Consider the following 14,431-nt stretch of genomic DNA (forward strand, 5'->3'; position numbering starts at 1 on the left):
CAATTCTAGTTGTCGTGACTGGTAAAGCTAATTGTCACCTAATATTAGATCACCTTTAAGGAGTTAAGCATAATTAAAAAACAACAGAAGGTGATAATTACCGGCATGGGTGTTAGTTGTTTGCGATCTTGAATAAGAACAATCACAAACCAGCTAACCATGCCCCAAACAATACCTTCTGATATTGATAAGGTCAACGGCATGAGAATAATCGTCATAAAAGCAGGAATCGCTTGCGTTAAATCATCCCAATGAATTTGCTTAACTGAACACAGCATAAAGCTGCCGACAATCACAAGTGCTGGTGCGACAACAAAAATCGGCACCATCATCACTAATGGCGCTAAGAATAAGAAAGGTAAAAATAATAAGCCCACAACGACAGCGACTAAGCCTGTGCGCCCGCCAACAGAAATACCTGTGATCGATTCAACATAAACAGAGGTTGGTGAGCTGCCAAAAAGACCAGAAGAGGCTGAAGCAAATGAATCCACAATCAGTGATTTTTTAATGCGAATTGGTTGACCATCTTTATCAAACCAGTTGGATGCTTGTGCTAAGCCGATTAACGTTCCTGTGCTGTCAAAAATATTAATAAACAAAAAGGTAAAAACCGCCGGAATAATGGCAATTTTAAAGCTCCCCAACCAGTCAATTGAGAGAAATAGTGAAAAATCAGGTAATGAGAAGATATGATCTGGTGTGTGCATGATAATGTGATCACCAAAGAAACGTCCCACAGGAAAAGAGATAACACATCCTAAAATAATCATCAGGAGAATAGCCGCTTTAAAACGGCATGCTAAGAAGATGATAAGCACAAAAAAACAGATTAAGAAAATTAAGGTTTCAGCGGTTAATGGCGCGATTTCCAATAAACCTGATGGTGCTTGGTGGATAAAGCCTGCGTTATAAAAACCAACTAAGGCAATAAATATGCCAATCCCTGCGCCAATGCCGTGCTTCACGCCATCAGGGATCCCTGCAAGAATTTTGGTGCGGATATTAAAAAGTGCTAAAAGGGCAAAGATAACCCCAGACCAGAACACAGCACCTAATGCTACTTGCCAAGGAATGCCCCATGCTTTAACAATGGTGTAGGTGAAAAATACATTCATACCCATGGCAGGAGCTAGCGCGTAAGGGTTTCTCGCGTAAACGCCCATGGCAATAGAGGCAAAGGCTGAGATGATGACAGTGCTTGTTACCAATGCATTCTCGGGCATGCCTGATTGAGAGAGAATCTTGGCATTAACGACAATAATATAAAGCATTGCTAAGAATGTCGTGACACCAGCGATAAGCTCAGTGCGTAGTGTGGTGTTATATTTAGTAAACTCAAAATAACGGCGTAAAAAATGTAAAAAATTCATAGTGGATTAAAGCTTGGTTCCCAAGCGCGCTATTGTAGCATGAAATAAAAAACATGCTATGACACGAATAGGTAAAAAAACTTTATTTTAGGCAGAACTTACTGTTGAGGGACAGGCAAAACTCGCTTATCATGCATGCGTATTTTGTCAAAACAAAACAGTAGGTTAAAAATGCACTACAACGAGAGAACGCAAGCGGTTATTCAGAAATTAACAAGCATGTTCAATGAGAAATTTTCGTCACAGGATGCCTCAATACTCGAATCTCTATTAAAAGCTTATGTACGCGTGATATCAGAAGATGAGCTTCATCAGCGTGAGCTATTAGATTTATATGGTTCGATTATTTCTTTTTGGAAATTTATCTACAAAAACCCCGAAGGAAAAGCACTGATTCGCGCATATAATCCGGTATATGAACAAAATGGCTGGGTATCACGTCATACCGTTATCGAGCTAAGTTGTCAGGATTCCCCTTTTATTGTTGATACGTTAATGATGTTGATGTCATCGATGGGGCTTGGTATTCATTTTATGATGAATATTGGTGGTATTGATTTAAAGCGTGATGCTAAAGGCAATCTTATCTCATTAGCTGACCGCATGACAGATGATAAAAATGCTACGAGCAAGGATAAGACGTGTTTAGTGATTATGGAAGTGGATCGCCAGACAGATGATAAAAATGCGCTTAAGGCGATTGAGCAAAAAATTGCTGAAAATTATAAAAAACTGCAGGCGGTTGTTCGTGACTTTGAGCCGATGAAGGCGGAGTTGCAAACGATGATCAAAGAGGTGCATCAACCTAAAGATAAAGTCGCACAAAACTATTATGAAGAAGCGATTGACTTTTTAGAGTTCTTAAAAAAAGATCATTTTATCTTTTTGGGTTATTGTGCATTTAATGCCACACCTGTAAAAGGTGAAAAGGCATTTGTCGCTGAGAAATCATCAGCATTAGGTTTGTTCTCAGTTAATGATGATTACATTACGGCGTTAAATGATATCTATGAGAAGAATCTAAATATCAATAAAAATGTCGATGCCATTTTAACAGTTGCGAAATCCGATGAGATTTCTCCGATTCACCGTCCTGCGTACATGGATATTATCTCAGTGGCAATTTATAACAAAAAAGGTGAAATCACTGGTTATAAACGGCTGCTCGGTTTATATACATCAACAGCATACCACTCATCACCACAACACATTCCTTTTTTGCGTTTGCGTAAAGAAATGGTGTTAAAGCAATCGGGCTTTAGACAGTTTGGTCATGCTTATAAGGCGTTAAGTAATATTATTGATACCTATCCGCGTGATGAGTTATTTTTAAGCTCAGATGAGGAGTTGTTTAACACAGCCCTTGGCATTTACCATATTCGTGAGCGTCAAGTCATGAAGTTGTTTGTGCGCAAAGATCAATTTAGCCGTTATTATTTCTGTATGTTATACATGCCAAGAGATCGTTATAACTCAGAAGTCAGAGAGCGTGTTGAGCGCATATTGTTAAAGACGTTGAACGGTCAACGTATCACTTTTAAAACAAACTTCTTAGAAAGTGTATTATGTCGCATTGATTTTACGGTTTATCTTGATGGTAATAAGCCGGTGGATCATGTTGATTTAGAATTATTGGAAGATAAAATTAAAAATGTTGAGCGCCAGTGGAGCGATTATCTATTTGATGATTTAATTGAAGAATTTGGCGAGAACAAAGGTCGATCTTATGCCCAAGAATATGCGCATGCCTTTTCTTCTGCTTACAAAGATGACTATATCCCACGCAAAGCAGTTTCGGATATCCTGCATTTTGAACAGGCACGCAAAAATCGCCTATCGATGAGTCTATATCAGGTACTTGAAGAATCTGGTGATCGTTTACACTTCAAATTATTCTTAAAAGATCAGGCAGTGCAGTTAAGTCAGGTCATGCCGATTTTAGAAAACTTTGGTTTATCCGTTGCTGAAGAGCGCCCTTATAAAGTTAAACCTAAATCAGGTGGCTTTGTTTGGTTGTCTGATTTTGCTTTATTGACCAGTAAGCCAGTTGAAATTGCTGAAGTAACCGATAAGTTAAAAGAAGCATTTGCTGTTACTTGGGCAGGTGTTGCTGAAAATGATCGTTTTAATTCACTCATTGTTTATGCGGGTCTTGATTGGCGTGAAGTGGCGATTGTGCGCGCTTATACGCGTTATATGACACAAATTGGTGTGCGCTTTAGTCAACAATATATTGAAGATACGTATATCGAATATGCCGAGATTATCCGTCTGATGGTGTTATTATTTGATGCTCGCTTTAACCCTATTTATGAAGCAAAAGAGCGTGAGATCATAGCAAAAGATGTTCGCGAGATATTGGCTGCAAAACTCATTAACGTTGCAAGTCTTGATCAAGATAAACTATTACGTCGTTTACAAGAGGTAATTGAAGCAACACAAAGAACGAACTTTTATCAAAAAGATGCGCATAATCAACATAAGGAATACATCTCATTTAAGTTAATTCCATCAAGAATTTCTGAAATGCCAAAACCTGTGCCAATGTTTGAGATTTTCATGTATTCGCCACGTGTTGAAGGGGTTCATTTGCGTGGTGCTAAAGTCGCGCGTGGTGGACTACGATGGTCAGATAGAAAAGAAGATTATCGCACCGAAGTATTAGGTTTAGTTAAAGCACAACAAGTTAAAAATGCGGTCATTGTGCCATTGGGTGCAAAAGGTGGCTTTTTACCAAAAAGATTGCCAATTCTAGAAGGGCGCGAAGCGGTGATGGAAGAAGCAATTAGCTGCTATCGCATGTTTATCAGCTCATTGTTAGATATTACCGATAACATTAAAAATAATGAAATCATTAAGCCACAACATGTCATCTGCTATGATGAGGATGATCCGTATTTAGTGGTTGCGGCAGATAAAGGTACGGCCACCTTCTCTGATATCGCCAATAGTGTGGCGATGGAATATGATTTCTGGCTAGGGGATGCCTTTGCTTCGGGTGGTTCTAATGGTTATGATCACAAAAAGATGGGGATTACCGCTCGCGGTGCTTGGGAGTCGGTGAAACGTCATTTCAGAGAAAGAGGTAAAGATACCCAAACTGAGGACTTTACGGTTGTCGGTATTGGAGACATGGCAGGTGATGTATTTGGTAATGGTATGCTATTATCCAAGCATATTCGCTTAGTGGGTGCCTTTAACCATATGCATATCTTTATTGACCCAAATCCAGATGCGGCTTCAAGCTATAAAGAAAGAAAACGCATGTTTGATTTACCGCGTTCAAGCTGGGAAGATTACAACCAAAAGCTTATCTCACAAGGTGGTGGTATATTTAGCCGTCAATCTAAGAGCATTCAATTAAGTCCTGAAATGAAAGCATTGTTAAAAACAGATGCGGTCAGTCTCGAACCAAACAAACTCATTCAGTTATTATTGAAAGCAGATTATGAATTATTGTGGAATGGTGGCATTGGTACTTATGTCAAAGCGCATACCGAAAGCAATGAAGCCGTTGGTGATCGCGCCAATGATCCAGTGCGCATAAATGGGCGTGATTTAAACTGCTTGGTGGTTGGTGAAGGCGGTAACTTAGGTTGCACACAGTTAGGGCGTATTGAATATGCCTTAAAAGGCGGCTCGATCAACACTGATGCGATTGATAATGCTGCGGGTGTTGACTGTTCAGATCATGAAGTAAACATCAAAATTTTACTGAATATGGCGATTGAAAACGGTGAGTTATCCGAAAGTAGCCGCAATAAATTATTGGCTGAGATGTCTGATGATGTCGCGCATTTGGTGCTGCAAAATAACTACGGTCAAAACCGCACGATTGCTAATGAACTGCAATCACAAGAGCGCTATTTTGTTGAATCATATGCACGCTTGATGCGTGAGCTTGAGCGTAAGATGCAGCTTGATCGTGAGGTTGAGTATTTACCAACAGATAAGATGCTGCAATCACGTGCGTTATCAGGCAAAAGCTTAACAGCGCCTGAGTTCTCTGTGATTATGGCGTATACCAAGACGATGATTAAACAGCAGATTTTGAAATCTGACTTACCAGATGATCCGCACTTTAACTTTTTCTTATTGTGGGAGTTCCCAACGGTGCTACGTGAAAAATACGCGGATTTAATGCAAGGGCATAAGCTCAAGCGTGAAATTATTGCCACACAGATCACCAATGCGGTTACGTTGCACATGGGGGTCACCTTTATTCAACGTCTATATGATGAAACAGGGGCGTCGGTTGCCGATATTATCAAAGCGTTTATTGCTGTGGTTGAGATCTTCTCTTTGGATAAACTGTGGCAAAAAGTTGAAAAATTAAGTGGACAAGTAAGCGCTGAAAGCATTCAGAAATGCTTACAGATCTTATTTAGATTTGTGCGTCGTAATTGCCGCTGGATTTTACGCAACGAACCTAAAGGCTTCCCAATCGCTGAGGTGATTGCTAAGTATAGACATACAGCACCTAGCGCGTTAAAAGTCTTTCCAAGATTGTTAATTTCATCAGAAAAGCAAAAGATTGAGGATAAAGCGACGGCTTTAATTGATGCAGGTGTGCCAAAAACAATTGTTGATCAGGTGTTATCATTTAAAATGGCAACATCCGTGATGGATTTAGCGCATAGTATAGAGATCTCAAAGGATAGTAAGTCATTTGAAAAGATTGCTATATTGCTTAATCAAAAGCTATGGTTATCTTGGTTTAGAAGTTGCATTAACCACTTAGGTGGTAAGCAATCGTACTGGGGCACGTTATCAACATCGGCCTTACGTGATGATCTGGATAAAATGCAATACCGCTTGGTCAGACGTGTGATTGAATTCACCAAAGATATCGAAGATGTCAATGACAAAGTTGAGCATTGGTTGAGTACCAACAGCAGTTATTTAGCACGCTGGAATGGTCTCATTGAAGATATGCGCACGGATGAGCCAAACTTTGAATCCGTCAATATCGCTTTTAGAAGCTTAAGCGATTTGGCGCGCTCTCATTAACCTTTACGCTTGATAGCGTTCAACGCTATCAAGCCTTATATTCTCTCTTATATTTATCTTACAAATAGCACTAACGACAAACTGTAATTCTATTAAGCTTTAGTGTAGTATTATGCCCATTCTTATCAGGGTTAATAAGACAAATAATGCAAAGCAATTTACAAAAAGCACGCGTTTTAGTTGTAGGTGATGTGATGTTAGATCGCTATTACTATGGTTCAACAGAACGTATCTCACCTGAAGCACCGGTTCCTGTGGTACATGTTAAGAATATCCAAGATCGCGCAGGTGGTGCTGGTAACGTCGCTTTAAATATTACCTCCTTAGCAGGAGAGGCTGGAATTTGTGCGATGGTTGGGCAAGATGAGCCAGCGCACATACTAAAAAACTTTTTAGCGGATCAATCAATTCATAGTCATTTGATTGAAACACATTTGCCAACGATTACAAAGTTGCGTGTTTTATCGCAAAAGCAGCAACTTTTGCGTCTTGATTTTGAAGAAGGTTTTGCACAAGTTGATGAAGGTGTGCTTTTCAACAATGTTGAGGCAGTGCTTAAAAACTATAATGTGATGGTATTGTCAGATTATGGTAAGGGCACCTTGCATGATGTGCAAAAACTCATAAAGCTTGCAAATAAGCAACAGGTTGCAACGTTAGTTGATCCTAAGGGCAATGACTTTAGTATTTATCAAGGTGCTACTTTAATAACACCAAATCGCAAGGAGTTTGAAGCGGTTGTTGGCAAGTGTCACACTGAAGATGAGCTAATTGCGAAAGCGCATCAATTAATAGCAAACTGTCATTTAGGTGGACTGTTAATTACTCGTAGCGAAGAAGGGATGACGTTGGTGTTAAAAAACGGTGAGGTAACCACGATTCCTACCGTTGCCAAAGAAGTCTTTGATGTTACCGGTGCCGGTGACACCGTCATTGCAGTGATGGCAATGGCAGTTTCCTGTGGTTATGATTATATCTCAGCGATGCGTCTGGCGAATGCCGCAGCAGGCGTTGTCGTTGGTAAAGTCGGCACAGCAACATTAAATGCTCAAGAGTTGCATGATTCACTTCATGCACAAGCGAGTGTACACAAAGGTATTTTAAGTCAAACCGAGCTTAAAAAAGCAATGAGTGAAGTTCATCTTCAAGGTGAGAAAGTCGTTATGACTAATGGCTGCTTTGATATTTTGCATGCCGGACATGTTGAGTATTTACAAAAAGCGCGTGCTTTGGGTGATCGATTGATTGTCGCTGTCAATACCGATGAGTCGGTTAAGCGCTTAAAGGGTGAGTCTCGACCATACGTCAATTTGCAATCGCGGATGGAAGTGCTTGCGGCATTAGGCTGTGTCGATTGGGTGGTAGCTTTTGAGGAAGATACCCCTAAGCGGGTTATCAGTGAGCTGTTGCCGGATATTTTGGTTAAGGGTGCAGATTATGAAATCGCGCAAATTGCAGGAGCCAAAGAGGTATTAGCCGCAGGTGGCGAGGTTAAGACCATCACCTTAAAGCCTAGTCACTCGAGTACGTCGATTATTGAAAAAATAAAAAATCAAAAGTAGAAACTTATACCTTAGTGCTTACAACTGACAAAGTATGCTTTGGTATTATTGATGATTACAGTTGAAATAGAAAAAGTGAGCAACTCCAGTAAGAAATAGTATTATCATATTTTGGGCGTATTCAATACGCCCCTACGGTAGATATGAAATAAATAAAAGAACAAAAGAACAAAAGAACAAAAAAAGAGCAAAAAAGAATAAAAGGAAAAGAACAATGCGTCCAAGTCAACGCCAAACCAATGAAATGAGAAAATTAACGGTAATTCATCAATTTACCAAACATGCAGAAGGCTCTGTGTTAGTGTCTTTTGGCGATACCAAAGTATTATGTAATGCCTCGGTACTAAAGGAGGTGCCTAAATTTCTAAAAGATGCCAATCAAGGTTGGCTAACGGCTGAATATGGTATGCTGCCGCGTTCCACCCACTCAAGAATGGATAGGGAAGCTGCAAGAGGTAAACAATCAGGCAGAACGCAAGAAATCCAGCGTTTAATCGGTCGTGCTTTGCGTGCGGCAGTCAACTTGAATGAGTTTCCAGGAATTACCATAAAGGTAGATTGTGATGTCTTGCAGGCTGATGGTGGCACAAGAACGGCTGCGATTACTGGAGCGAGTCTTGCGATTGAAGATGCAGTGAAATATATGCAAGCAAATGGACTTGTTAAAGAAGATGCCAAACCGATTCAGGCGCATGTTGCTGCCATTTCTGTTGGCGTCTATAAAGAAACCCCCGTGCTTGATTTAGACTATGCTGAAGATTCAGATGCTGATACGGATATGAATATTGTGATGACGCATAATGGTGGTATTATCGAGATTCAGGGAACCGCTGAAGGTACACCTTTTTCAGAAGAAGATTTTGCGCAAATGCTTGCTTTGGGTAAAAAAGGGATTAATGAGATTTTCAAGCAAACGCGTAACCTACCGTAGGGGCGTATTGTATACGCCCTAATTACATACGCCAAAAATATTGGAGTGAAAACCATGATTCGCCTAAGCCCTTTACTACAAGCCTTTTTAAGTGTTGAGAAAAATAAAACGGTACATGCTGCCGCGGAGACTCTTTTTTTGACGCAAACTGCGGTAACGCAAAGAATAAAGCAGCTTGAGGAGAAACTTGGCGCGTCACTTTTTATCCGCTCACGTAAGGGCATGCAATTGACAGAAGAAGGGCAAGTACTGCTTAGATATTGTCATGATATGCAAAACTTAGAAAACAGCTATTTGCATAGCTTAAACATGAGCGAAAGTGACAATATTATTGCTTTGAAACTGGTATCTTCCTCGACATTAATGAAAACACGGATTGTCAAAGTAGTGACAACCATTGCTAAATTATACCCGCAACTAAGACTACATTTGCAAATTCAAGATATTGAAGCGCGACATGAGTTGTTAAAAACAGGGCAAGTTGATCTAGCGATTGTTAATAATAAGCAAATTTCAAAAGAGATGTGCACTAAGGCGCTATCTCCAGAGCGTTATGTCTTTATTGTGCCTAAGATATGGGCAAAACGCTCAATTAAAGAGATTGTGCTTAATGAAAACATTATCGACTTTGATAGTAGTGATGACATTACCTTTTCCTATTTGGCAAAGTATGACTTATTGCAGTTTGCACGCAAAGACCGACATTTTATCAACTCTCCTGATCAATTAGCGCAATTGGTTGGCTTTGAGCTTGGTTATACGGTGGTTACTAAGCAATTCTTTGAGCAGTATTGTGATCAGAGTAAAGTGATCATTCTTAAAGATAATTGGTTTTATGATCATGAAATTTCATTATGTTGGTATGATCGTGGTGTGTTGCCGAGTTACTTTAAGGCGTTAATTGATGCGATTAACTAATACCTGAAATGGCTTCGACTAACGCTCAGCCTACGCATGTCCCCTGAGCTAAGTCGAAGGGGGGGAGGAAAAGGCAGTAAATGGCTTCGACTGACGCTCAATCAACATCCGTCCCCTGAGCGAAGTCGAAGGGGGAGCGGGAAAGGGAATGACAGAAAATGGCTTCGACTAACGCTCAGCCAACTTACGTCCCCTAGCGCTCAGCCAGCGTATAGTTTAAAATCCAGACTCTTTTACCCAAAGGATAAGGACTTGCTGCCATAGACGTGCGGCAAGTGATTTTCGTTCAATATCAATAAACACCTTACCTCTAACAACATGGGGTAATTCATAAGGTAAAGGTGAGATAAGCGTTAATAAAATTAAAAATACATTTTCCTGCGGTGTGAGTTTGCCTTCCTTATCAGGGTTAACTGCAATACTTCCACCAAAATTTGACGCGTGATATGCACTTAATGGAGCTGCTTCATGGATATAGCTTAAGTTCGCTTTGTTTTCATTTTGACTTTTGAAAACACTTGAGTGTGAGCTCACAATATATCTAATCTCAACGGGTATTTTAGCAAGATCAATATTTTCAGGAACAAAATAGCCCTTTTGATTAAGCTTTAACTGATCCTGATCATCCGCCGTTGTATATGCGCGTAGCTGCAAAGTTTTGCTATTGACAATAAGCATTAATGCTTGTTTTGCTTTAAGCCAAGCATCAGGGTGCAAATCCTCGGATAATGACTCCACAACACCATCAAAAGGTGCCGTAAAGACTAATTTATCCTGTTGCTTTAATAATTGATTGAGTTGGGTGTTCGTGTGATTAATTTGTGTTTGTAGTACTTGCTGTTGATCCAATTTTGTTTGAAAGTGGACACTGTTTCTTTGTTGCCAAATAAGTTGCTTTAGTTTTTCATTAGCTTGGGCGATTTGAAAATCAAGTTGATCAGATTTAAGTTGTGCTAAGAGTTGCCCTTTTTTTACGCTTTCACCTTTTTTAACGTTGACAGATATTACGCGTGCTGCAATTTCGGTATAAAGTGGCTTGGTTTGATAAGACAAGGTTGCCGGCAATGAGACTTGTGACTGCCAAGGAATAAAAAATAAACCAATCAGAATAAGGATAATGATCGAAAAAATGAAGGTGTTTTTATTAAGTGATATGTTGCTTTTCATGCTCCACCAGACTTTTAGTTCGCGATAAATGGGATGTAAAATAAAATAAACAATTTCAATGACAAATAAGATGATACCTAGTGCCTTAAAAAACAAATAATAGACCATGATCGCAATCCCTAGAAAGAGCACAAAGCGATAGATCCAAGTCAATACCGCATAGGTGATCAAAACACGTTGACGCGTTTGAGAAAATTGTTCAGGTTCAGGCATATTCAGCCCAAATAGCATCTCACGCATTTTCCATTTGGTCAATGCAAAGGCACGGGTTTGTAAATTACGCATGCTTAAAACATCAGACAGTACATGGTAACCATCAAAGCGCAAAAACGGACTGATATTAATGATATAGGTGGTCATTAAGCTGTAGGTTGCTAGAAAAAAACAAATACTTTTAATCGCTCCCTCAGGCATGAGTAACCATGCGCATAACGCAAAGATCGCAATATATGTCTCGGTGATAACACCTGCTAACGCAATGGATACACGCTCTTTGGGGTCGTTGATTTTCCAGCTCTCACCGGTATCGGTGTAAAGCATGGGAAACATGACCAAAAAAGCGACCCCCATCGTTGGCACATTTAACGCATATTTCTTACACATTAATGCATGTCCTAATTCATGGCAGCTCTTAGCAAGTATTAGTGCGATACCATAGAGTAGAATATATTGAATGGAGAAAAGCGCAAAAAAGGTGTGCGTAAACTGATCCCATTGTCTCAATGTAAAGATAATGGCAATAATGCCTAATAGCATCATGCTAAGTGCGAAACCTTTCCCAAGTGCAAAGCGCATGTAAGGATAAATAGCATTTAAAAAACGATTTGGCTTAACTAAGGGGATACGAAAGAATAGATAGTTTTTGGCAAGCCATAAAAACCAGTTCATCTTTTTAGGTGCTTGCGCTTCATTAATACTCTTCATGGTACTAAAAGATTGTTCAATCAAACAGTTTTGTGATAAAAATTTCAGGATTTGCGTGATGTCATCTGTGCTAACTTGCGCTAGTGAATTTGATTTGACCGTATTAATTAGCTCATCAGGCGAAATATTCTGCCAAAAGCGCAGTATCTCGTGCTCGCGCCAACCAAGATGGAAAAAGCGATTATTTAGAAGATCCTGAACAACCCATGTTGGACTATTATTAAAGTCCATACCACCTTTTTGCAAGACAACACCTTCACGTAAGGGCGGGAGAATCTCTGGTAATTCTGAGTTCATCGACATTTGCATAATTTACCACCCAAAAAACTGTCTTAAGGTTGTGATTGGTTTACGGAATAAGTAATAAAATAAACTAACATTACTGCCCATTAGTTTGGCAGTTCCTTGGCTGCCAATCTTAGGTATATCTTGATCTGAGTTAATACGTGCAATCACTTGATAAGCCAAAATCTGTGATGGTGTAATCGTTGCTTCAAAACTTGAGTAATCAATAATGCCATAAACAGGATTAAGTGGATCAGCATTTAGGAATAACTTTACCTTATCTCCTTTGTTAAAATTAATGGCATCAGCAACAGGTAACCAGATTTCCATTTCAACCTGTTCTGGGGTTGCTACTTGCATGACATTCTCACCCGTGACAACGGGTTTACCAAACCATTGATTCGGGGTATCAATAATCGCAATACCATTAATCGGGCTTTTGACATCAGATTCACTTATCAGATGTGCCGTATAGTTAACTTCAAGTTGCTTTTCTTGCATAAGTGCTTGCAAAACTTGGATTTCAGCGCGTTTTTGAATGTCTTGATAGCTGCTTTGAACCGCTGTTTTATATTTTGCAGTAGCAGTAGCAAGTTCTTTTTGTGCAAGTTCATTAGCGTTGATCAGATCTCGCTTATCCATATCAAATAAAACTTCACCTTGGGTGACGTATTGCTCAGGCTTCACAAAGACGGTTTCAATCACGCCTTCCATTGGTACGGTAATGATTATAGGGTCTTTGGCAATAATCGTAGCAGGGGCTAATACACTTTGTGGTATACGTATAAACATCGCAAGAAATGCAGCTATAATTATGAGCCAAATAATACGACGTTTACGACTTTTAAAGTAATAGGCAAACTGCCCAAAGATGTTGCGTGGTTTGCTTAAATGCAGCCATGCTTGTTTGTATGAGTGGGCAATCCAGTCAAATTGTTTAAACTCATTTTCTTCTGGTAACGTGTTACTCAATAGCAGCACGCCACCGATAATTTCTTTATGGCTATTACGAAAAAAATAAAAGGTTGCATATTTAGATAAGGGCTCTAACCAGATTTTATTGACAGCCTCAACCGAAGTTTCACTATCAATGGTTTGCAAATCGCTATTTTGTGCATAATAGGTAATGAGCTTATCAATGAATTCAGTGGCAGATAGTTGATAAGGGCTTGTCTTGTTCAAACGGGTAATGCCTGAGACACTTCTGATTTGAATATGCTTATTCTGCCAAGAACTCCACACCAGTGCGCGCTGATAATCAATGACGACCTTGCTTTGATGTGCAATAAAAAAAGCCAGCTCATTGAGTTTATTGATTTCTCTTAACTCTTGTTGTAAAGAAAGCAGGTTGGCTAATGTATCTTTCATGCTACCTACTCCTTGTTAACCGTTGCTTGTGTGTCTAGGTCAAAATAGGCAACGCCACTCATCCCTGAGAACAGCATTTGCGGTGTGAGTTTATCGGTTGTGTCTAAAGATGCTAGTTTGCCATAGATTAAAATCGATTGGCTTGCTGGATCAATTTGCCCGACAACCTTTGTTACTACTGCCTGAAAGCGCTCTTTTGGTAGCTCATCTAACTGTAAAGTAAAAGGTGTTTGTGCTTTGATATGTTGCAGCCAGATTGAGGGAATATACATCTTAATCTCAAGCTCACGATTATCGATGATATCAATTAAGGGATCATCCGTTTTAACGGTTTCATTTTCCTCAGCAGATTGATGGACGACTTCGCCATGATAGGGCGCTAACACCTGACATTGCTTTTGTTGGAATTTCATGATGTTAAGATCTGCCTTGGCGATTTCAAACTGACTTTTTGCTTTAGCAAGCTCAATTTTGCTTGCTGAGTTTAAGCGCATAAGTTCAGTTGTACTATCTAATTGCGCACTAGCAGCATCAAGCTCGGCTTGAGCACGTTTGCTTTTTAAATCAACCTCTTCACAATCAAATTGCACAAGCACATCACCTTGTTTGAATTGATCTCCTGGGCGAAAGTTGATTTTCTGAATAACACCAGTCATGGGACTTGATAATGAAGCTTTTTGTATCGGAAACAATGAGGCATATGTGCTATTTGATTTGTCATAGCTAATGCTTGTTGGCGTAGGCTCAGCTGCATATAGCAAGCTAGTCATCAGCAAGCTGGTATAGAAAATAATAGGTCTGTACATAACGGTTCCCTGTATAGTGATGTCTGTTTTTGTCTATGTTGAGCGTAGTAATAAGATGTCGTGATAACAATGGATAATAACTTTTTC

The 14,431-nt window shown here is 39.6% G+C and carries 8 protein-coding genes; 4 read left to right on the plus strand and 4 right to left on the minus strand.

Annotation, left to right across the window (positions count from 1 at the left end; translation table 11 throughout):
- Nucleotides 1–44: 44 nt before the first annotated feature.
- Nucleotides 45–1,373 (minus strand): NCS2 family permease, encoded by a 1,329-nt coding sequence (locus NYP54_RS00650; protein WP_283156712.1) that lies wholly within the window; start codon nucleotides 1,371–1,373, stop codon nucleotides 45–47.
- A 171-nt stretch (nucleotides 1,374–1,544) separates the two neighbouring features.
- On the opposite strand from NYP54_RS00650, the gene NYP54_RS00655 reads away from it, so the two are divergent.
- The 4 genes from NYP54_RS00655 to NYP54_RS00670 all read left to right on the plus strand — a co-directional run bounded on the left by NYP54_RS00655 (nucleotide 1,545) and on the right by NYP54_RS00670 (nucleotide 9,794).
- On the plus strand, nucleotides 1,545–6,383 hold the full coding sequence (locus NYP54_RS00655) for an NAD-glutamate dehydrogenase (protein WP_283156713.1): 4,839 nt from the start codon (nucleotides 1,545–1,547) through the stop codon (nucleotides 6,381–6,383).
- Between the two features lie 146 nt (nucleotides 6,384–6,529).
- The gene (hldE, locus tag NYP54_RS00660; protein WP_283156714.1) at nucleotides 6,530–7,945 is read left to right on the plus strand and encodes a bifunctional D-glycero-beta-D-manno-heptose-7-phosphate kinase/D-glycero-beta-D-manno-heptose 1-phosphate adenylyltransferase HldE; all 1,416 of its coding nucleotides are present in this window, start codon (nucleotides 6,530–6,532) and stop codon (nucleotides 7,943–7,945) included.
- Nucleotides 7,946–8,159: 214 nt separating this feature from the next.
- Nucleotides 8,160–8,876, plus strand: coding sequence for a ribonuclease PH (gene rph / locus NYP54_RS00665; protein ID WP_283156715.1), 717 nt, complete (start codon nucleotides 8,160–8,162; stop codon nucleotides 8,874–8,876).
- 54 nt (nucleotides 8,877–8,930) lie between these two features.
- On the plus strand, nucleotides 8,931–9,794 hold the full coding sequence (locus tag NYP54_RS00670; protein ID WP_283157496.1) for a LysR family transcriptional regulator: 864 nt from the start codon (nucleotides 8,931–8,933) through the stop codon (nucleotides 9,792–9,794).
- 216 nt (nucleotides 9,795–10,010) lie between these two features.
- On the opposite strand, the gene NYP54_RS00675 is transcribed toward NYP54_RS00670, so the two are convergent.
- From NYP54_RS00675 to NYP54_RS00685, 3 genes are read right to left on the minus strand one after another with little or no spacing between them, the layout of a single operon-like run.
- Nucleotides 10,011–12,194 carry a biotin/lipoyl-binding protein gene (locus NYP54_RS00675; protein ID WP_283156716.1) on the minus strand — a complete coding sequence of 728 codons (2,184 nt, stop codon included), beginning with the start codon at nucleotides 12,192–12,194 and terminating at the stop codon, nucleotides 10,011–10,013.
- Between the two features lie 3 nt (nucleotides 12,195–12,197).
- Nucleotides 12,198–13,538: an HlyD family efflux transporter periplasmic adaptor subunit gene (locus tag NYP54_RS00680; protein WP_283156717.1), complete on the minus strand. Its 1,341-nt coding sequence runs from the start codon at nucleotides 13,536–13,538 to the stop codon at nucleotides 12,198–12,200.
- A gap of 5 nt (nucleotides 13,539–13,543) precedes the next feature.
- The gene (locus NYP54_RS00685) at nucleotides 13,544–14,344 is read right to left on the minus strand and encodes an efflux RND transporter periplasmic adaptor subunit (protein WP_283156718.1); all 801 of its coding nucleotides are present in this window, start codon (nucleotides 14,342–14,344) and stop codon (nucleotides 13,544–13,546) included.
- Nucleotides 14,345–14,431: the final 87 nt, after the last annotated feature.

This window comes from Cysteiniphilum sp. QT6929, from assembly GCF_030035755.1.
Taxonomy (GTDB): Bacteria; Pseudomonadota; Gammaproteobacteria; order Francisellales; family Francisellaceae; genus Caedibacter; species Caedibacter litoralis.

Bases quoted from the DNA above. Each gene is read 5' to 3' on its own strand.
- NYP54_RS00650 (WP_283156712.1), bottom strand. From the start codon at position 1,373: ATGAATTTTTTACATTTTTTACGCCGTTATTTTGAGTTTACTAAATAT.
- NYP54_RS00655 (WP_283156713.1), top strand. From the start codon at position 1,545: ATGCACTACAACGAGAGAACGCAAGCGGTTATTCAGAAATTAACAAGC.
- hldE (WP_283156714.1), top strand. From the start codon at position 6,530: ATGCAAAGCAATTTACAAAAAGCACGCGTTTTAGTTGTAGGTGATGTG.
- rph (WP_283156715.1), top strand. From the start codon at position 8,160: ATGCGTCCAAGTCAACGCCAAACCAATGAAATGAGAAAATTAACGGTA.
- NYP54_RS00670 (WP_283157496.1), top strand. From the start codon at position 8,931: ATGATTCGCCTAAGCCCTTTACTACAAGCCTTTTTAAGTGTTGAGAAA.
- NYP54_RS00675 (WP_283156716.1), bottom strand. From the start codon at position 12,194: ATGCAAATGTCGATGAACTCAGAATTACCAGAGATTCTCCCGCCCTTA.
- NYP54_RS00680 (WP_283156717.1), bottom strand. From the start codon at position 13,538: ATGAAAGATACATTAGCCAACCTGCTTTCTTTACAACAAGAGTTAAGA.
- NYP54_RS00685 (WP_283156718.1), bottom strand. From the start codon at position 14,344: ATGTACAGACCTATTATTTTCTATACCAGCTTGCTGATGACTAGCTTG.